18 protein-coding genes and 1 pseudogene are annotated in these 20841 nt (G+C 29.7%); 5 read left to right on the forward strand and 14 right to left on the reverse strand.

Annotated features, from left to right (window positions below; genetic code table 11):
* Window positions 1–2: 2 nt before the first annotated feature.
* Genes ACOTU8_RS02695 through ACOTU8_RS02720 form a run of 6 tightly spaced genes read right to left on the reverse strand, consistent with a single transcriptional unit; the run spans window position 3 to window position 4575 of the window.
* The gene (locus tag ACOTU8_RS02695) at window positions 3–728 is read right to left on the reverse strand and encodes a Nif3-like dinuclear metal center hexameric protein (RefSeq protein WP_422341686.1); all 726 of its coding nucleotides are present in this window, start codon (window positions 726–728) and stop codon (window positions 3–5) included.
* Complete coding sequence (glyQ, locus tag ACOTU8_RS02700; RefSeq protein ID WP_422341687.1) at window positions 715–1578, reverse strand: glycine--tRNA ligase subunit alpha; 864 nt, start codon at window positions 1576–1578, stop codon at window positions 715–717. Before glyQ ends, ACOTU8_RS02695 begins: the two co-directional genes overlap by 14 nt.
* Window positions 1579–1589: 11 nt before the next feature.
* Window positions 1590–2126, reverse strand: coding sequence for a DUF3972 domain-containing protein (locus ACOTU8_RS02705; protein WP_422341688.1), 537 nt, complete (start codon window positions 2124–2126; stop codon window positions 1590–1592).
* Window positions 2127–2134: 8 nt separating this feature from the next.
* Window positions 2135–2629: a 5-(carboxyamino)imidazole ribonucleotide mutase gene (gene purE / locus ACOTU8_RS02710; protein WP_422341689.1), complete on the reverse strand. Its 495-nt coding sequence runs from the start codon at window positions 2627–2629 to the stop codon at window positions 2135–2137.
* Window positions 2630–3883 (reverse strand): peptidase U32 family protein, encoded by a 1254-nt coding sequence (locus tag ACOTU8_RS02715; protein WP_422341690.1) that lies wholly within the window; start codon window positions 3881–3883, stop codon window positions 2630–2632.
* Window positions 3880–4575, reverse strand: coding sequence for a chemotaxis protein (locus ACOTU8_RS02720; RefSeq protein WP_422341691.1), 696 nt, complete (start codon window positions 4573–4575; stop codon window positions 3880–3882). Before ACOTU8_RS02720 ends, ACOTU8_RS02715 begins: the two co-directional genes overlap by 4 nt.
* Window positions 4576–4776: 201 nt before the next feature.
* Here ACOTU8_RS02720 and glnA point away from each other — a divergent pair, with 201 nt between their 5' ends.
* Entirely contained in the window at window positions 4777–6207 is a 1431-nt protein-coding gene (glnA, locus tag ACOTU8_RS02725; protein ID WP_422341692.1) for a type I glutamate--ammonia ligase, read from the forward strand.
* A gap of 66 nt (window positions 6208–6273) precedes the next feature.
* On the opposite strand, the gene flgG is transcribed toward glnA, so the two are convergent.
* The 5 genes from flgG to ACOTU8_RS02750 form a co-directional block, all read right to left on the reverse strand.
* Complete coding sequence (gene flgG / locus ACOTU8_RS02730; protein ID WP_002852142.1) at window positions 6274–7065, reverse strand: flagellar basal-body rod protein FlgG; 792 nt, start codon at window positions 7063–7065, stop codon at window positions 6274–6276.
* Window positions 7066–7093: 28 nt separating this feature from the next.
* Window positions 7094–7906, reverse strand: coding sequence for a flagellar hook-basal body protein (locus tag ACOTU8_RS02735; protein WP_422341693.1), 813 nt, complete (start codon window positions 7904–7906; stop codon window positions 7094–7096).
* Window positions 7907–8062: 156 nt separating this feature from the next.
* Window positions 8063–9175 (reverse strand): cell division protein FtsZ, encoded by a 1113-nt coding sequence (gene ftsZ, locus ACOTU8_RS02740; protein ID WP_422341694.1) that lies wholly within the window; start codon window positions 9173–9175, stop codon window positions 8063–8065.
* A gap of 16 nt (window positions 9176–9191) precedes the next feature.
* Complete coding sequence (gene ftsA, locus ACOTU8_RS02745) at window positions 9192–10580, reverse strand: cell division protein FtsA (protein ID WP_422341695.1); 1389 nt, start codon at window positions 10578–10580, stop codon at window positions 9192–9194.
* A complete protein-coding gene (locus ACOTU8_RS02750) occupies window positions 10577–12067 on the reverse strand; it encodes a peptidylprolyl isomerase (protein WP_422341696.1) in 1491 nt (496 codons plus the stop codon). Before ACOTU8_RS02750 ends, ftsA begins: the two co-directional genes overlap by 4 nt.
* 169 nt (window positions 12068–12236) lie before the next feature.
* Here ACOTU8_RS02750 and rsmH point away from each other — a divergent pair, with 169 nt between their 5' ends.
* Together rsmH and ACOTU8_RS02760 are read left to right on the forward strand one after the other, a co-directional pair.
* Window positions 12237–13163 (forward strand): 16S rRNA (cytosine(1402)-N(4))-methyltransferase RsmH, encoded by a 927-nt coding sequence (gene rsmH / locus ACOTU8_RS02755; RefSeq protein WP_422341697.1) that lies wholly within the window; start codon window positions 12237–12239, stop codon window positions 13161–13163.
* Between the two features lie 3 nt (window positions 13164–13166).
* Window positions 13167–14105 carry a hypothetical protein gene (locus tag ACOTU8_RS02760; RefSeq protein WP_422341698.1) on the forward strand — a complete coding sequence of 313 codons (939 nt, stop codon included), beginning with the start codon at window positions 13167–13169 and terminating at the stop codon, window positions 14103–14105.
* Here ACOTU8_RS02760 and ACOTU8_RS02765 read toward each other — a convergent pair.
* Entirely contained in the window at window positions 14093–14584 is a 492-nt protein-coding gene (locus ACOTU8_RS02765) for a hypothetical protein (protein WP_422341699.1), read from the reverse strand. The two genes, ACOTU8_RS02760 and ACOTU8_RS02765, sit on opposite strands and share 13 nt — an antisense overlap.
* 148 nt (window positions 14585–14732) lie before the next feature.
* On the opposite strand from ACOTU8_RS02765, the pseudogene ACOTU8_RS02770 reads away from it, so the two are divergent.
* Window positions 14733–17297 (forward strand): annotated as a pseudogene (locus ACOTU8_RS02770) (Eco57I restriction-modification methylase domain-containing protein).
* A gap of 27 nt (window positions 17298–17324) precedes the next feature.
* Here the strand turns inward: ACOTU8_RS02770 and ackA are convergent.
* The gene (ackA, locus tag ACOTU8_RS02775) at window positions 17325–18515 is read right to left on the reverse strand and encodes an acetate kinase (RefSeq protein ID WP_422341700.1); all 1191 of its coding nucleotides are present in this window, start codon (window positions 18513–18515) and stop codon (window positions 17325–17327) included.
* Window positions 18516–18528: 13 nt separating this feature from the next.
* On the reverse strand, window positions 18529–20034 hold the full coding sequence (pta, locus tag ACOTU8_RS02780) for a phosphate acetyltransferase (protein ID WP_422341701.1): 1506 nt from the start codon (window positions 20032–20034) through the stop codon (window positions 18529–18531).
* Window positions 20035–20126: 92 nt separating this feature from the next.
* Between pta and flgH the strand changes: the two genes are divergently transcribed.
* Complete coding sequence (gene flgH, locus ACOTU8_RS02785) at window positions 20127–20825, forward strand: flagellar basal body L-ring protein FlgH (RefSeq protein ID WP_422341702.1); 699 nt, start codon at window positions 20127–20129, stop codon at window positions 20823–20825.
* The last annotated feature ends 16 nt before the right edge of the window (window positions 20826–20841 follow it).

Here is a 20841-nt window from a genome sequence, read left to right on the forward strand (position 1 = left end):
CCTTAAAAATATTGAAATGGATTTTTTGAAACTGTTATTATAACTTGTAGCGGCAAATTTTTCAAGTCTTTTGCTAAACATTGAGAAAAATACCTCTCACTTTCAAAATGACCTAAATCAATAAGACTGATTTGATTACTAAGCGCCTCTAAAGCTTGATGATATTTAAAATCTCCACTTAAAAAACAATCCGCATCTACTTTAGAAATTAAATCCCCGCCACTTCCAGTACATATAGCAATACGCTTAATGTCTTTTTTACCACAATCACTTATACGTAAAATTTGTAAATTTAACTTTTTTTTCACCCAGTCACATAAAGCTTCAAAAGACGTAGAATTTTCTACATAAATTAAAAATTCGTCTTTAAAAGAAATTTTAAAACCTAAAATTTCTTCCGTAAAATAAGTATTTAAATGACTTAAATCGTAATTTGTATGCATACTGATTAAAGAAATATTTTTACAAATCATTTCTTTGATAAAAGCCCTAGGATAAGTCTTGTCATATAAATCTTTTAAACCTTTAAATATCAAAGGATGGTGCGTGATAATTAAAGAATTTTCACTCGCTTCTTTAATGATATTTTCATCAATATCTAAACTTAAATAAACAGTTGAAATTTCACTATCCTTATCTCCAAGCAAAATTCCACTATTATCCCATGATTCTTGGATATTAAAGGGACTTAATTGATTTAAAAAATTATAAACTTCACTCAGTTTCATTTAAATTTTTCTTATAAATTTCAGCACAATTTTTAGAAAGCTCACGAATTTTTAACATATAATCTTGTCTTTGTGCTACAGAAATTGCTCCTCTTGCATCTAAAAGGTTAAAAGTATGTGCAGCAAGCATACAATAATCATAAGCAGGTAAAGCTAGTCCTTGTTCTAAAATATTTTTACATTCTTTGTAAGAATTTTCAAACTGATCATTTAAAATTTTAATATCACTTACTTCAAAATTGTATTTACTAAATTCATATTCACTTTGCTTATGTACATCTGCGTATTTAATTTTTTCTCCATTAAATTCACTCCAAACTATATCATAAACATTATTAACATTTTGAAGATACATAGCTATTCTTTCAAGGCCATAAGTAATTTCAGCACTTACTAAATCTACCGCTATACCGCCAACTTGCTGAAAATAAGTAAATTGAGTGACTTCCATGCCATCAAGCCATACTTCCCAGCCTAAACCCCAAGCACCCAAACTTGGACTTTCCCAATTGTCTTCAACAAAACGAATATCATGACTTTTTAAATCAAAACCCAAATTTTCAAGACTTTTAAGATATAATTCTTGGATATTATCAGGACTAGGTTTAATCAAAACTTGAAATTGATAATAAGCACCTAAGCGATTAGGATTTTCACCATAACGTCCATCAGTAGGCCTTCTACTTGGAGCCACATAAGCAGCTGCCCAAGATTTTTTTCCTAAACTTCTTAAAAAAGTTGCTGGATGAAAGGTTCCTGCACCTGCTGGCATATCATAAGGTTGCATAATCGCACAACCTTGCTCTTGCCAATAATTTTGTAAATTAAGTATCATTTGTGAAAAAGTCATTGCATCTCTCTTTATTGTTCCATATTTTCAATAGGTTTTTCTAATTTTTTATTCATCTCCAAATCAGGCTCTGTCTTAGCTCCAAAAATTTCTGCGGTTTTACTCCACATTAATTTATATTTACGCTTGAGAAATTCTATCTCTTCACGCGCATGTTTTAGCTCATTGTTTAAAGTTTCTATAGTTTTTCTATCTTCATCATAAAGTTCTTGCATAGAATAAAGAGCATCTTTTAAAAATTTATTCTCATTTTTTAATGCTTCAAGCGTTTCATCTTTAGCATCTAAAACTTTTTCATGTAAATTTAAAATAGTTCCTATTGTTTTTTCAACAAAACTTTCCCCTGCTAAAGTCATTGAATTTACCATTGCAGGTTGAGATTTTGCAGCACTAGGTACTACACTAAAAGTACCCTGATGAGCTTCAATATAAATTTTATCCTCTTCTTCTTTAAAATTTAAAGCCCCATTAGCCATCATACCTTTAACCACATCTTCATTTAAATGCACAAGTTTACAAAATTCTTCAAGTTCAAGATAGGTTTGCATTTTATCCCTTATAATAAAACTTCTACTTCTCGTGAGTCAGATACAAGTTTTTTTTCTTTCTCAAGACGATCTTCTTTAAGTTTTTGCGCTAAATCAACATCATAAATAGCTAAAATTTGCATAGCTAAATAAGCAGCATTGATCGCTCCGGCCTTACCAATAGCTAGAGTTCCCACAGGAATTCCACTAGGCATCTGCACAGTAGAAAATAAAGAATCCATACTTGCAAGATTACTTCCTGTCATAGGCACTCCTAAAACAGGTTTTGTTGTATAAGCTGCAACAGCTCCAGCCAAATGTGCTGCCATTCCAGCTGCTGCTATAAAAACCTTTGCACCTTTTTCTTCAGCACTAGTAATATATTCTTTTGTTCTTTTTGGGCTACGATGCGCTGATGAAATTACAAGCTCATACTTCACTTCAAAACTTTCTAAAGTTTTAGCAGCTTCTTTCATAGTCTCATAATCACTCTTGCTTCCCATTAAAATAGAAACAAAATTCATCTATATTTCCTTTCTTAAAAAACTTAATGCACTAATTTTACCTGGCAATTGAATTTCATGTTCATTACCGCTATGAATTTCGCTAAATTCTTTATTGTTTTTAGCAATAAGCTTTTTAAACTCTATAAAATATTTATTCTCTTTTTGATAAATTTTACCTAATTCATTATCGCAAGTTTGAATCACATCGCCTAAAGGGGCTAAAATTTCATAAGATGTGTTTAAAACGATTTTCCCTTTGCATTTAAAAAAGCTTCCATCTTCGCTTATAGCATGTACTTGATGAGAACCTTCTTCTATGCTTGTATTATGATTTTGCGTGTCAGTTTTTTCTAAAGGACGCGAAACAAGATAACCATCCGTAAAACCACGATTTTTAAGCGTAGCAATCTCTTTTTCATACTTGCTTGACTCAAACTCACCCTCTAAAACATCTTGTATAGCCATTTTATAAGTTCTTGTTGTAAGTGCAACATAATATTCACTTTTGGTACGTCCTTCTATTTTAAAAGCGCTAATACAATTTTCTTGCATAATTTTTTCTATATAAGAACAAAGATTCAAATCTTTGGAATTAAAAACATGAGTACCATTTTCATCTTCTTCTAAGCGAAATAAAGTGCCATTTTCTAGATTTTTAGCATAAAGCTCATAATTAAATCTACAATCATTTGCACAAGATCCACGATTACTCATTCTTCCACTTTGCACAGAGCTTATTAAACAACGCCCAGAATAAGCAAAACACATAGAACCATGTACAAAGGCTTCAAGTTCAATATCGCAATTTTCCTTTAAGGCTTTAGCATCTTTAAGTCCTAATTCTCTCGCAATTACAATCCTTTTAGCACCTATATCCTTATAAACTTGAGCATCCAAATAATTTAAAATATTCGCCTGAGTAGAAACATGTTGAGAAATTTCAGGTGCAAGTTCTTTAACAAGACGCATAGCTCCAACAGAAGCTACGATAAAAGCATCGGGTTTCATCTCACGCAATTTTAAAATATGTCTTTTTAAACCTTCAATTTGAGAACTTAAATGAAAACCATTTAAAGTGACATAAATTTTCTTACCACGCTTATGGGTATATTTAATAGCTTCTTCAAAACTTTCATAATTAAACTCTCTTGCGGTGCGTGATCTTAAAGAAAAATTATTCACACCTGCATAAACAGCATCTGCACCATAGGCTAAAGCAATTTTTAATTTTGTGAAATTTCCTGCAGGGGCTACTATTTCAGGAATGATCATTTTTGCCCTAAACTTGCAATTAAAGCTTCTATATCATCATTACTTACAACATCAGCAGTGCTATCACCTTCAATATGCACTGCAGAACTTACACGTTTTTTATCATCAATTTTACCCTCAAATAAAGAACTCATATAACGGCTTAAAGCACGCATTACATTAATAACGCGTTCAATTTTTTGACGATGTATATCTTGATACTGCATTGCATCCATTGCCATCATCACTTCGTCTTGTCCACTTTGAAGATTTCCGACAATCTCCTTAGAACTTTTTTTAGCTTGATTGTTTAATTCTAAAGCTTCACTGAAACTTTCCACATTAGGAAATTTTTCATTAAGTTTAGAAAAAATATCAATATTTTTTTCTATTACTTTATTTATTTCTTTGAGTAAACTTTCAGAATCCGCAAAAAAATTATTAATACTTTCAAGCTTATCCATCATTTCCGTTGCTTTAAGCTCGCTATCTTTTGTAACATCATCTAACTGATGTACAACTTTATGCTCCTGATTTGGTGGGGGTGGTGGCCATACTACACTAGGATTAGGTTTGTAATCAGCTATTTTGACATCTTCTAACATTAAAGCATCTTCTTCGGTATTCGATTCTTTAGTTTTTACCTCTGCTTCTGTCTCTGAATCAAGATCAATATCACCATTCATCAAAGCATCAAGCTCTTCTTGAGTCATTTTTTTCCTTTTTTTAAATCTGGATTTTCAATAATTACTCAAAATTATAATCAATTTTATCTAAAACAAAAATATAAATTTTTATTTTTTAATCTTTTTAAATTAAATTTTTAAATTTATTAAAAAAAATATATTAATTAAATCTTAATTAAAAATTTTATGATATAATTTTATAAATTTAATTACAGAAGGAGTAAAAATATGGGAAAATTTGTTAATAATATAGATGATTTTTTCAAATTTTGCAAACAAAATGAAGTGCTTTTTGTTGATTTTCGTTTTACAGATATGATAGGAACTTGGCATCATATTACCTATAATCTTCATGCAATCAATGAAGAAACATTTCAAACTGGTATTCCATTTGATGGAAGCTCAATCCATGGATGGCAACCTATAGAAAAATCAGATATGATTTTAAAACCTGATGCACAAAGTGCTTTTTTAGATCCTTTTACAGCTGATCCTACTATCATAGTATTTTGTGATGTGTATGATATTTACAAAGGACAAATGTATGAAAAATGTCCAAGAAGCATAGCAAAAAAAGCAATGGAACACCTTAAAAATAGTGGCATAGCTGATACTGCTTACTTTGGACCAGAAAATGAATTCTTTATTTTTGATAGTGTAAAAATAGTTGATACTACTCATTGTTCTAAGTATGAAGTTGATACCGAAGAAGGAGAGTGGAATGATGATAGAGAATTTACTGATAGCTACAATACTGGACACAGACCAAGAAACAAAGGTGGATATTTTCCAGTTCAGCCAATTGATTCTTTAGTAGATATTCGTTCTGAAATGGTTCAAACTCTTGAAAAAGTAGGTCTTAAAACTTTTGTTCATCATCATGAAGTTGCACAAGGACAAGCTGAAATAGGAGTAAATTTTGGCACGCTTGTAGAAGCAGCCGACAATGTTCAAATTTATAAATATGTTGTAAAAATGGTAGCTCATTTAAATGGCAAAACTGCCACTTTTATGCCAAAACCTTTATACGGAGATAATGGCAATGGTATGCATGTTCATATGAGCTTATGGAAAGATGGGGTAAATTTATTTTACGACAAAGATGGATATAGTGGACTTAGCCAAACTGCTATAAATTATATAGGTGGAATTTTAAAAAATGCTAGAAGTGTCGCAGCTTTTACAAATCCTAGTTCTAACTCTTATAAAAGAATAGTTCCTGGCTTTGAAGCTCCTTGTATTTTAACTTATTCTTGTCAAAACAGATCAGCAAGTTGTCGCGTTCCTTATGGCATAGGTAAAAATTCAGCTCGTATAGAAATTCGCTTCCCTGATAGTACTGCTAATCCTTATCTAGCTTTTGTTAGTCTTTTAATGGCAGGTCTTGATGGAATCAAAAATAAAACCATTCCTATAGGCCCTATGGATGAAAATTTATTTGATCTTACTTTGGATGAAATACGTGAAAAAGGGATAGAGCAATTACCGCACACTCTAAGAGGAAGTTTAGAAGCTTTAATCCGACATAATTCTTATTTAAAACCTGTAATGAGCGATATTTTTATTGATGATTATCAACACTTAAAATTTGAAACACAAGTTTGGCCAGTAGAAGCTCGTCCAACTGCTTATGAATTTAAAACTTGCTACTCTTGCTAAAAATTTAATGGCGTTTAACACGCCATTAAACTAAAAAAGAATTAAAAATTATTTATTTTACATCAACTATCGCTTAAGCTGATTTACAATTCCTAGCATATCATCACTTGTTGTAATTGCCTTAGAACCCGCTTCATAAGCCCTTTGTCCTGTAATAAGATCTGTCATTTCTTCAACAAGCTGAACATTACTAAGTTCTATAAATCCATGTCTTATTGTTCCAAGTCCATCTTGTCCTGCTATACCCGCAACAGGTGCACCACTTGCTCCTGTCTCAAGATAAAGATTATCGCCCATAGAATGAAGACCCGCTGGATTTATAAACTGAACTAGCTCTACCTGACCAATTTGAGTTTCTTGCTGTTCTCCTGGCAACATCACAGAAACGGTTCCATCTGTAGCAACATTAATTGCTGTTGCACCTTCAGGTATTGTCATTTCAGGCAAAAGTCTATAACCATCTGAATTTACAATATTACCTTCATTATCTTTTGTAAATTGCCCATTTCTAGTATATCCTATAGTGCCATCAGGAAGTTGTATTTGAAAAAACCCATTACCGGCAATAGCCATATCAAGACCATCAGTACTTGTTGATTTTAAATTTCCTTCAGTAAAAACTTTAGTTACCGCTGTTGGACGCACACCCACACCTACTTCTATACCCGAAGGAGAAAGAGTAGTAGCCGAAGTTGAAGTTCCTGCATACTTCATAACTTGATACATAAGATCAGCAAATTCTGCACGACTTTTCTTAAAACCTGCTGTATTAACATTGGCGATATTATTTGAAGTAACATCAATTTGTGTTTGCTGCGCTACCATTCCCGTAGCAGCAGTATGAAGCGATCTCATCATTTTTAATCCTTTTTTATTTTATTTTAAATTATTTAACAGCTGCAAGCTTATTAATAGCTTCTTGATTTAAGTCATCCATATGAGCTGTCATAACTTTTTGATACATTTCTACCATTCTGTTTGCTTCAATCAATCCTACCATTTCAGTAACTGGATTAACATTTGATCCTTGAGAAAAACCTTGGCGAATAGCATTGGAGTTTTCCAAATCTCTAATACGGGTTAGATTATCTATTTTATAGACATTATCTCCATCTTTTTGCAAAGCTCTTATATCATCCACTTGTGCTACAAATAATCTTGCATTTTGAGCTCCATCAACTTCAATGCTTCCGTTTTTATCAATGCTAATTTGAACAGCACCATTAGGAATGCGTATGCCAGCATTCTGAGGATTATTAAAATAATCACTACTTAATACCTTGTATCCTTGCTTATTTACCAAATAACCCTCATCATCAAGTTGAAAATTTCCATCTTTACTCAATCTTACTTCTCCATCTTTGGTCTGAACCAAATAAAAAGCATCTTCTCTAGTCATTGCTAAATCTAAAGGATTGTTTGTGGCCTTTAAAGAACCTAGGCTGAAATCCGTATATTCTTGAGAAACTTGCGGGATTCCATCTATTGTAGTATTTACAAAACGAGATGCATCTCTTGTGTGATTTTCTATAGGCAACTCATCCTGAGTCTCTTTAAAAATCCTTTTAAAATCTGCAATAACCACATCATCTCTTTTGTATCCACTTGTATTAATATTGGCAAGATTATTAGTAATCACATCAAGTTTATTAAACTGAGTTACCATTCCGCCAGTTGCTTGATAATATCCATTTTGCATATTTTCACCTATAAAATTAAGATTTTATAGCTATAAAAGCAAAGAGTGTTCCAACTTTTAAAAATAAAGAAAAATAAATATTTGAAAGATTATTAGGAGATAATTTTAAACTATAAAAAGCAAGATTTGAACTCAATCTTGCTTTAAAAATTAATTTTAATCCATTTGACGACGTAAGAAAGTTGGTGTTTCAATTTGCGCCATTATTTCTTCATCATAACCACCACTTACCTTTTTAAGACTTAGATAAGGATTTTTCTTAGAAGCTTGAGCTTCTTCGGTAGATTTTTTAGCTACTGTATCTTTATCTTCAAATCCTGTTGCAATAATAGTTACCTCAACTCTATCTTCCATACTATCATCCGTTGTAGAACCAAAAATAATCTTAGCATTTTCATCAACAATTTCTTGTATACTATTTGCTGCTGCTGAAATTTCAAACAAAGAGCAATTAGAACTTGTTTTAAAATGTAAAATAACACCTTTAGCACCTTTAATATCCATTCCATCAAGCAAAGGAGATTCTATAGCGTTTGTAAGAGCCTCTTCTATAGCATTTTCACCACTAGCACTACCAACACCCATAAGTGCAAGTCCGCGATGACTCATGATGGTTCTTACATCTGCAAAATCAACATTGATATCACCATTATCAAGTAAAATAGATACCATACCTTTTACAGCACGAGCTAAAATATCATCAACCAATCTAAAAGCATCTTTAATGCCTGCTTTTTTATCAATAATACTTAATAATTTTTCATTTTGAATTACAAGAATAGAATCACTTTCTTTTTTAAGCTCAAGGAGACCGCTTTCAGCAAGTTTTTTTCTTTGTTTTCCTTCGAATGCAAAAGGCATGGTTACAACAGAAACAGTTAAAGCTCCAATCTCTTTAGCTGCCTGTGCAATAACTGGAGTGGCACCCGTTCCAGTACCTCCACCAAAACCTGAAGCAATAAATACAATATCACTTTGGCTAAGACTTGCTTTTATTTCTTCAAAACTTTCCCTAGCACTTTCTGCACCTACTTCAGGAAGCATACCAGCACCTAAACCTTTAGTTTTTTTCTCGCCAAGTTGAATTTTAGTTTTTGCTAATGAAATTGAAATAGCTTGTGCATCAGTGTTTGCTGCAATTAAATCAAGATCATTTAATCCCATTTTAACCATATGGTTGATCATATTACCGCCACCGCCACCGCAGCCTATAACCTTAATTTTTGCACCTTTATTATGTTGCATTTCTTCTACTAAAAATTCACTCATAAAAAATTTCTCCTTGTTAAAATTGATTCATAATTTTATGCCAGATATTTGAAAAAACGCTAGGTTTTTTTTCTTTTGGCTCTTTAAAATCTAATTGTTCTTGTATTGCAATTGTATCATTTTCTTGCAAATTTTCATCAAAAAAATCAGATTTTATTTCACTTTCTGTATCTTTTTGCAAAACAATATCTTGTTTAATTTGACGATTAAAATTTTCAATTTCTCCTTTATATCTTAATTTTTCATTAGAATCAAGTTCATAAGGCGTAAAATACCCCGCTCCATATAAACAAAGTCCTATAGTACAAGTATTTTCAGGATCGTTAAAAATTTCACTAAAACCAGTAATTAAATCTTTTCTTGCAGTAGCCAGTCTAACTGAGCGATTATCAAATGTGGCAGGAGCTAGCTCATCAATACCTGCTAACTTAGTCATTCCACCTGTTAAAACAACTCCACCGCCTATAGCATTGGCATAACGATTATCACTTAAGATTTTTGCCAAAATCATCAAAGTTTCTTCCGCTCTTGCATAAATTACATTTGAAATGATATCCAAAGAAACTTCATTAACCTTTCTTTCATCACCCATTGAAGGAATTTGTATAAGGGTATTAGGCTGTTGCGAAAGAGCTGCATAATTAAGCTTGATTTTTTCTGCTTCTTTTAAAGGGGTATGTAATGCCATAGATAAATCTTGAGTAATATTAATTGAACCAATTTGTAAACAATCATTATATCTAATTGAATTTCCAGTATGCACAACCATATCACAAATCGCACCACCCATGTCAATCAAAACAGCGCCTAATTCTTTTTCACTATCATCTAAACAAGCTATAGCTGAAGCATACCCTGAAAGAACTATATTATCTACTCTCAAATCAGCTAATTCAACCGCTTTCTTAAGATTTTTAATATGAGATTCTTGTGAAATCACTATATGAGTTGAAACTTCTAAACGATTGCCACTCATTCCCAAAGGATCATCAACATGCTCAAGATCATTAACTTTAAAATTATAAGGTAGAACATGGATAATTTCATAACCACTTGGTAGATTGGCAGTATGCTTAGCTGTACTTACAGCACGATGAATTTCTTTAATGCCTATTTCATGATTTGGAATATTAACAACACCTATACTATCAACACTTTTAGTATAAGCACCTGAAATAGATACTACAACCTTATCATAATGAACTCCACTCATCATTTCAGCACTTCTAACAGCTTCTTCAATAGATTTAGAAGCAAGCTCTATATTGGTAATGGTACCTTTTTTAACCCCGTTGGTTTTCGACTTGGAAAAACCAATAATTTTCAATCCATCTTCATCTTTTTGAGCAATAATGGCACAAGTTTGGGTTGAGCCTAAATCAATTCCTAATATATTCAAAATCAATTCCCTTTATAATAAATTTTTATCGGATATATCTTTTTAAGTTCATCAACAAGTTCTTGCTTAAGCTCATTTGCTTTTAAATTTTGTAAATTTTGCTCAAGCATGATTTTATATTGTTCAAATTTATTAGAATTTGTCTCTAATTTTTGTTTGTTTATTTTATATAATATTGCTTTATTATCATTAATAATCACATAAGAGCTATTTTGATCAGTATTAAATACATTCATTAAAAAATAAGCAAATTCAGAATCATTTAATATTTTATCACTAACTTTTACACTCTCACGAGAACTATCACGGCTTACAAAACCTATATCATCACCTTTAAAATTTACTAGACTATTTTTAGCTTTTTCTTCTAGGTTTTTTCTAGCTTGTTCGCTTAAATACATAGGTAAAACTTCATCTTTAGCTTCTTCAAAAGTTTTATTTCTTATAGGATATACTTTATTTAGTTTAACTATAATATATCCATTATCATAAAGCATAGGTCGCAAAATATCTCCATTTTTAGCTTTATTTAAAAGTTCAATTGGATAATAAACATCAGATTCGCTAATATTTTGATCTTTTTGAAAACCATCTTTTCCATTTTTTAAATCTAAAAATTTAGCATTAGCCACATTCTTTAGTTGCATTAAAGCATAATCTTTAGCAACTTCATTTTTAGCAGACTGAAAATCCATCACTTTACCTGCAAAATCTTTATATTTTAGTTTATTTTCATCTTGATTATAAAACTTTTCTAATTCTTTATCATCAATTTTTTTATTATCCGCTGGTAAAAAATAAGTTGAAATTTCATATATTTTTTTAGTTTTATATTCTTGCTTATGCTCATTCCAAAGCTTTTTTAAATCCTCTTCGTTAATCTTGATATTTTTGTTATCATAATCAATTTTTGCAATACTTAAAGCATCTTGCATGAAATAACTAGAAGCTAACATTTTTAATTCTTCATCTTTACTGGAAATATTAAAAATTTGATTAAGTTTATCGGTAATTACTTCATTTGCAAGTTGTGTTTCATAATCTTTTGGAGTTAAATTATTGGCATTTAAAAGTTCATAATAAATTGTTTTGTTAAAATCCCCTGTAGGATTTTGAAATTCTCTAGTATTTGCAAGTTTTTGTAAAATTTCATTCTCGTTTGCGCCAATACCCAAATCTTTAGCAAAATTTAACAAAAGCTTATCTTCAACAAGAGAGCTTAAAGCTATATTTTTAATGCCTAGTTGCTCAGCATTTTCTGGAGTTAAAGCACCATTGCTAATTTGATTATAATAACTTAAAATTTGTCTATATCTAGTATCAAATTCGCTAAAACCTATCTTTTCATTTCCTACAGTTGCAACACTTGAACTACGATTGAGATTAAAATCATAAGCACCCCAACCTAAAAAACCAGCGCCGACAAAAGCTATAGTACTAACCCATATAGTAACAACAAGATATTTTTTGTGATGTTGCATCCAAGTAAGCATATCATTCCTTGATTAAATTTAAACTAGAAATTATATCGTAGAAGTGTTTAAGTAGAGTTTAATTATATTTTTTTGCCAAAAAATATTTATTCTTTAAAAATTTTATAATTTTTACAATAAAATTTTAGTTATAATTGTGATTTATAAAATTTTATTTAGGACTGACATCTTGGAAATTCCTCACACTCCAGTTTTGCTTAATGAAGTTCAAGAGATTTTTAAAAATCTTAAAAAAGGTTATTTTTTAGATTGCACCCTAGGCTTTGGTGGGCATAGTGAAATTTTACTTAAAAACCATCCTGATCTTAAATTTATTGCCTGCGATCAAGATCAACAAGCTTTAGAATTTTCTAAAAAACGCCTTAAGCATTTCCACGATAGAATTACTTTTATACAAAGCAATTTTGGTGAAATTCTAGAAAAAATTTTATATAAAGAAGATTTAAGAGGTATTTTAGCAGACATTGGAGTTTCTTCATTTCAACTTGATAGCAACGAAAGAGGTTTTAGTATAAATTCTGACTTTTTAGATATGAGAATGGATCAAAATTCTAAAATATCAGCTTATGAGGTTGTTAATACCTATACGAAAGAACAATTAACTTCCATTTTTAAAGAATATGGAGAATTACATGATGCATATTTTATTGCTGAGAAAATTTGCTTTGAAAGAATTAAACATCCAATTAAAAGCGCTAAAGAACTTTATCAAATTATAGGAAAAGGCAAGCAAAATCATAGAAAAATTTCTAAAGCTACTTTAGTATTTCAAGCTATTAGAATAGAAGTAAATCAAGAACTTAAAATGCTCAAAGACTTTCTTGAACATTTAGAAAATTTAAAACCGAAAAATTGTATTTTAGCAATCATTAGCTTTCACTCTTTAGAAGATAGAATAGTAAAAAATTTTTTCAAAAAATGGGCAAAAAATTGCATTTGCAATGAAAAAATAATGCGTTGTGAATGTGGAAATAACCACAGTCTAGGACAAATAGTAACCAAAAAAGCCATAAGTGCAAGTAAAGAAGAACTTTTAAAAAATTCTCGTTCAAGTTGTGCTAAAATGCGTGCTTTTTACTTTAATAATGTTGGATGATAAATGTTAGAAGATGATTTTATAAAAGAACGACAAAACATACGCCAAAAAATGCTAAAATTTTCTCGTGCTATAAATCAAGGCAAACCACTTGATGATGATTTAAAAGAAGAAATTTCTAGTGATGATATTTTAAGGCGTCGTTTTAAAAAAAAGACTCCTAATAAATTCTTAGAAGAATTTGACAAAGAGTATGAATCAAAACATACTAAAAAATCAAATATATATTTAAAAGAAGATTTGATCAATGTTAAATTAGAAGAAAAACAGTCTCTTGCTAAAAAAATTTTCTCTAAAATGAAAGAAAGGAAAAAAGGAAAAAAGGAAAAAAGGAAAAAAATTTTTTTATTTGGAGGCAAAGAAACAAACGAGATAAAAGATATTCAAATCAAATCACAAATTCAAACAAAAAATAATCAAATTTCTATTCAAACTAAAAAAGAAAAAAAAGATCTTACAAACCCTATAGAAAAAATTCACAAAACTGAACCTAAAATACAAAAATCCCAAATCATAGAAAAAAAACTAGGCGCTAAAAATCAACCCAATATCAAACAAAGTTTAGAGAATTTACAAAAAAAAATAACACCTCAAGAAAACAAACAAGAACTTCCAAAACCATCCATTCAAATTCAAGAAAAACAACAAAATGATGAAGATTCTCAAAAAGCAAAAAATGTTTTATTAGAAGGCTTTTCTAATGCTACCAAAGAAGATAGAAATTTAAATTTCAATCATCTTCTTTTTGCAGCTTTGCTTGTTAGTTTTGCATTATTTTTATTTGCTCCACAAATTTACATTAGAAACCAAATTTATTATCTTAGTAGAGAGATTGCCACGTTAAGAACAGAAGAAAGTGTTTTAAATGAAGAAAATAAAGACTTAAAAAGAAAATTAGAAAATATGCGATTTCAAAATCAAATTTTAGATTATCTAGAATGAATAATCTTATCTAAAACATACTGCTCTAAATTTGTTTTTGAAACTTCTTCCTTTAAGGCTTCTTTATAAAATTTACCCGCCATTATAGAATATTTTTCATAAGAAAAGTAAGGAAAATGTAAAGCCCAAGCTTTTTGTATTATTTTTTTTGAGATTATTTTGCGAGTATAAACCTTAAAAATATCATATCCTATAAATACACAAGCAGTAACCATAACAGCACTTAATATACTTATATGAAAGTCAAGTTTTGTTAAAAAGTAATGAGTGATTAAAAGCAATGGCAATAAAATCACAGCACAAAAAACGCCAAAATAAATATAAGAATTTAGAATTTTGAAATTAAAATTTAGCTTAGAAGGATCTACAAGCATACCATCATTAAAAAGTGCGTTTGCTTCTAATAAATCTTTTATAAGAACGGGTTGTTCTGATACTTTAAATAAAAAACGAAGGCTAAAATCTTTAAAATTTTTCATAATCCACGCTTTATTTTTTAATTAAAATTTTATCTAAAGAAAATTAATTCCAACTAAAAATCATTCTCTCAAAACAAGCACAAGTCTTTAAAGTTTTTTAGATATAATTTAAAATGTCAAATTTTAAAAATACTTTAAAAAGAAAGCCATGAATTACTATCAAGAACTTAAAAAATATCTCAACAATAATCTTTTTACAAGCTATTCTTTAGAAATTGACTTTCCTAAGATTTATAATTTTAACGCAAATCAAAAAGCCTTTGAAGATATTTTAAATGAAATTGCAAAAATTTACGACAAAGAAAAATTTAAAAAACAAAATGAGCATCAATTTGAAGATGAATTTATATCAAAAGTATTAGAAATTTTAGGGTGGCACTTTGTAAGACAAGATGAAAAAATCATACAAGGAAAATTGGAAAAACCTGATTTTCTACTTTTTAGTAGCAAAAAATTAAAAGCAAAATACGAAAATTTGGACAAAGAAACAAAAAAAATCAAATAACGAATTCACAATCATCTTAGAATCAAAAGCTTATGATATAGAAATAGACAATAAAAAAGTAAAAGACAACCCCCACTTTCAAATTCTAAGATATCTAAGCAATCTTAAGAAAAATTATGGCTTTTTAACCAATGGTAGATTTTGGCGTTTTTATGATAACTCTATACTAAATTCAAGCAAAGTTTTTTATAAAATCAATTTAGAAAAAATCATTGAAGATCGAAATCTTGAAGCTTTTGCATATTTTTATAGCGTATTTAGTGCTTTTAATTTCACAGAAAAAGAAGATCATTTAGAAATAACTCTACAAAACAATAAACTTTCAAAAATCAAAATAGAAGATGATTTAAAATCTATCATTTACGGAACTAATGGAAATGAATCTTTATTTGAATTCATAGGCTCTAGAATTTACAATAAAACAAATGCGGATTTGAAACTAATCTATGAAAATTCTTTATATTTTATCTTTAGACTTTTATTCATCGCTTATTTTGAGGATAAATTTGAAATTATACTAGAAAAACATAAGTATTTTAAAAGTAAAAAAACCTTACTTGAAAATTTACAAGAGGATGAAAGCTCAAGCGGTGGTTTTGGAGAACTTGAAAATATTTTCAATATTTACAACAAAGGTAAAGGAAATTTTGACATGCCTGTTTTTAATGGCGGGTTGTTTGATGAGAGCAAAACCGCTCTTTTAAGCACGCCAAAAATCTTTAACAATAAAGATTTAAAATTCATTTTAAACCAATTGTTAAATTTTAAAGATAAAAATCTAAGCTTTAAAAGAGATTACAAAACTTTAAGCGTAGAACATTTAGGAACGATTTATGAAGGCTTGCTTTCTTACTTTTTTGAAATAGCAAATGAAGATATTTATTATGTAAGCTATAAAAAAAATCAAAAGAAATAGAATGTTATTTTGATAATTATAATTTTCAAATTTTAGAAAAATCAAAAAAGGTAGAAAAATACACCTTTTACAAAAAAGGGCAAATTTACCTTAAAAATACTAGCAACTCAAGAAAAGCAAGTGCAAGCTTTTACACACCTCAATCCATAACTAATTTTTTAATCCAAAGTGCTTTAAAAGACAAACTAAACAATGAAAATATTAAGTGATTTTAAAGATTTGATAAAACAAAACTCAAATAATCTTTTTACAAATTCCATAACACAAGAATTTGAAATTTTGCAAGAAGTATTTGAAAAACTTGACAACCTAAAAGATACCAACGAAGAACAAATCAAACAATCTAAACAAATCTATCAAAATGAAATCACACCAAAACTTGATAAACTCAATTTATATCTAAACTATATCAACACGCTTCATTTTGCCAACAAAGAAGAATTACGATTTCTAAAAGTCCTAAGTCAAGATGACATACAAAATTTAAGCCAAAATAAACAAGCAAAAAACATCATTAGCAAATATCAAAAAGAATTTAACTTCTTTAACTATGAGTTAGAATTTCCTGAAATCATAGAAAATCAAGTCTTTAAAGGCTTTGATATCATCATAGGTAATCCACCTTGGGATAAAACTAAATTTAGTGACGATGATTTCTTTCCACAATATAAAAGTGATTAAAGCCTGAATTGATAAAATACGATAGAGAATTTTTTAGACTTGGATATAGAGCCATTGCAAGAGATACTGATGAGAGAACTTTGATAGCTTCTTTATTACCAAAAAATTGCGGGTGCGGAAATAGTGTTTATTCTAATATTCCAAAACAATATATTTTAAAAGATGATGAAATTTGTATAGATATGGTGCCTTATGAAAAGATTTTATTTGTTTTGGCTTTGTTTAATTCTTTAGCGGTTGATTTTATCATAAGAAATATGGTGCAAATCAATGTAAGCAAAACCTACATAGAAAGAATTCCTCTGCCTCAACCAAGTGATGAAGAAATTCAAAACAATGAAATTTATAAAACCCTCGCTAAAAATGCTTTACTTTTACAACTTTACAATGATAAAAATCATCATTTTGATGAACTAAAACAAGAATTTAATATAAAAAATGAAGAAATTCCAAAAACTAAAAAAGCTTATGATATCTTAAGAGCAAAAAATGATTTATTGGTTAAAAAACTTTATGATTTAAATGATGATGAATTTTCTTACATGATAAGCACTTTTAAAGTTTTAAATGAAAAGCAAAGTGAATATATAACCTTGCTAAAAACTATATAAATGAAACATTTATATAGTTTTTAAAATTTAATTTTTACTGATAAGTTCTTCTGTGATTCTAGCGATTTCTAATTCTTCATCTGTAGGAATAACAAGCACTTTAACTTTAGAATTTGCATGATTTATCATTCTTTCGCCCGAAATCCTTTGTTTGTTAAGTTCAAAATCTAACTCGATACCAAGATGAGCTAATCTCTCGCATACTTTTTGTCGAACCAAACTATCATTTTCTCCTATACCACCTGTAAAAATAATAGCATCGGTTTTTGGTAATATAGCAAAATAAGCTCCTATGTATTTTACAAGACGATAGCAAAACATATCAAGAGCCAAACGTGCTTTATCATTACCTTGTTCTATCTCTCTTTCTATATCTCTAAAATCATTATAACCGCAAATTCCATATACTCCGCTTTTTTTATTCATCAGTGTATCTATTTCTTCTATGGTTAAACCTTTAAGATGAGCAATAAAAGGTAAAATAGCAGGATCTATATCCCCACAACGCGTCCCCATAATAAGCCCTTCAAGCGGAGTAAATCCCATAGAAGTATCCACACTCTTACCTTTTTCTATAGCACATACACTTGCACCATTTCCAAGATGAGCACAGATAGCATTTAATTCGCTTTTATCTTTTTGAAGAAAACTTGCCGCTCTAGAACTGACATAAGCATGAGAAGTCCCATGAAAACCATATTTTCTTATGTTATGTTTATCATAAAAATCATAAGGTAAAGCATACATATAAGCAAAATCAGGTATAGTACGATGAAAAGCTGTATCAAAAATGGCCGCATTTACAACATCAGGTGCGGCTTTCATCATTGTTTTTATACCAGCTAAATTTGCTGGGTTGTGTAAAGGAGCAAAAATACTTACTTTATTAATCTCTTCAAGAACACAATCATCGACTAAACAATGCTCATTTAAATTTCTTCCCCCATGAACTATACGATGACCACAGCCATCAAGAGCATTTAAATCTGATAAAATTCCTGATTCTTTAAAAAGCTCATTGACTATACGAAGTCCTTCTTCATGATTGTTTATTGTTAATTCTCTTTCAAAGTTTTCATTATTTAAAGCATTTTTTAATATAACTCTTGAATTTTGCTCTCCAATTTTTTCTACTAAACCACTGGCTTTAACGATTTTATCATCAAAAAATTTAAATTTAATCGAAGAAGAGCCTGAATTTAAAACTAAAATTTTCATTTATTATTCCTTTCTATTGTGCTTGTATAGCACTTAAAATTACTGTATCTACAATGTCATCTACCAAACATCCACGACTTAAATCATTAACAGGTTTTTTAAGACCTTGCAAAATAGGACCGATTGCTAAAGCATTAGCGGTTCTTTGAACTGCTTTGTAACAAATATTTGCCGCATTAAGATCAGGAAAAATATATACATTTGCATGGCCTGCTATCTTAGAATTTGGCATTTTCTTTGCTGCAGTTTTTGGATCGTAAGCGCAATCAAACTGCATAGGACCATCTATATTTAACTCAGGGTATTTTTCTTTAGCAATCTTTAATGCTTCTTTTACAAGATCTACACTTTCTCCTTTACCACTATCACCACTAGAATAAGAAAGTAAAGCTATTCTTGGTTCAAGCCCAAAGGACTTAGCAGTCATAGCACTCACATAAGCACTAGTAGCAAGTTGTTCAGCGGTTGGATTTGGATTTACAGCACAATCAGCAAAAGCTAAAACTTGATCTTCAAGTCCCATAAAGAAAATTCCTGAAACCGAACTAATGCCTTCTTTGGTTTTGATGAGTTGTAATGCAGGACGAATCGTTTCAGCTGTAGTAGTTGATGCTCCACTAACCATAGCATCAGCTTTTCCAGTATGTATAAGTAAGGTCCCAAAATAAGTTTTATCTTGAACTAGCTTCTTAGCCTCTTCAAAACTCATTCCTTTAGATTTTCTTGCATCATAAAGAATGGAAGCAAATTCTTGATTATATTCTGAATTTAAAGGGTTGATAGTTTTTATAGAATTTAAATTAAGACTTAATCTAGCAGCGTCTTTTTTAATCTTTTCTTCATCACCTAATAAAATAAGATCAACAATATTACTTTTTAATAAAATTTCAGCAGCTTTTAAAATTCTCTCATCATTACTTTCTGGTAAAACAATAGTTTTTTTATTTTTTACACTTTGTTTAATCAGCTCATACTTAAAACGATGCGGAGTTATAAAATTATATTCTTTAAGGTTTTTCACTTCTTCAAAATTAAAATTTTCATTAATCAAAACATAGTTTCGACCATCTAAAGCATTATTAAAGTATTTTTGAGCTATAAGTTTATCTTCATCATTAATAATAGCAGCTATAGGAGTATTAAGATTTTTAGCCAATTTTATGCTAAGATCAAATCCATCAAGTATCCCAAATTCACAAAAACTATTTACAAGTACAAAATCATATTTACGTTTTAATTCTTCATATTCTTCTAAAATAACATTAAAAAAATTATGTGGATCTTTACTAAATTCTTCCATAGCTTCTTTAAAAGTGAAACCATAAGCATTTTTTACAGTTTGATTGATTTTAAATTCTTCCAACCAACCCTGCAAAACAGAAATACGATGTATATATATTACAGGGCAATAAATTGCAATATTTTTATAAATTTTGCTATAGTTTTTAAGCAATTTTGTACTAATAATAGTATTTAATTCATCACTTCTAGATCTCATTAAATAAAGATTTGCCATCATTTTCTCCTTAAATTTATAAATGTGGAACGCTCTTTGCTTTTCTTAATTTTAACAAATAAAAATAAAAATTCATATATTTTTAAAGGATAAAAATGAAAAAAGTTTTATTTTATATGCTGCCATTCGTATTTTTTGGTTGCTCAGCAACGGTTGATCCACAAATTTCAATGAAACCGCCAGCCTATGTAGAAGAGCTTGCTCCAAAACAAAGCAACAATATAGAAAGCGCACCAGGATCGCTTTTTGGAAAAGGAGATAATCCTTTATTTTCAGACAAAAAAGCCATGAATGTAAATGACTTAGTTACAGTTGTAATACAAGAAAGCACCACTCAAAGCACTCAAGCAAATAAAGCAACAAGCAGAACTAACACTTCAAATTTAGGTGGGGGAACTTTAACAGGAAGTTCAGGAGTGGTAGCTAATGCTCTTAATAAAGTCAATGCTTACTCTAATATAGGATTTCAAACCAATAGCTCAAACAATTATACAGGAACAGGTTCACAAAGCAGAAATGAAAGTTTCAATACTACAATTTCAACGCGTGTGATTAAAATTTTATCCAATGGTAATTATTTTATTGAAGGTTCAAGAGAACTTCTAATCAACGGAGAAAAACAAATCATACAATTAAGCGGTGTTATTCGTCCTTATGATATCGGCCAAGATAATACTATAGATAGCAAATACATAGCAGATGCTAAAATTTTATATAAAACAGAAGGAGAAGTGGATAGAAGCACTAGAAAGCCTTGGGGTAGTAAAGTTATAGAAGCTATATGGCCATTCTAAAAAGCAAGATTAAAAC

It is taken from the genome of Campylobacter jejuni, assembly GCF_049221745.1.
In the GTDB taxonomy this organism is placed as follows: Bacteria; Campylobacterota; Campylobacteria; order Campylobacterales; family Campylobacteraceae; genus Campylobacter_D; species Campylobacter_D jejuni_E.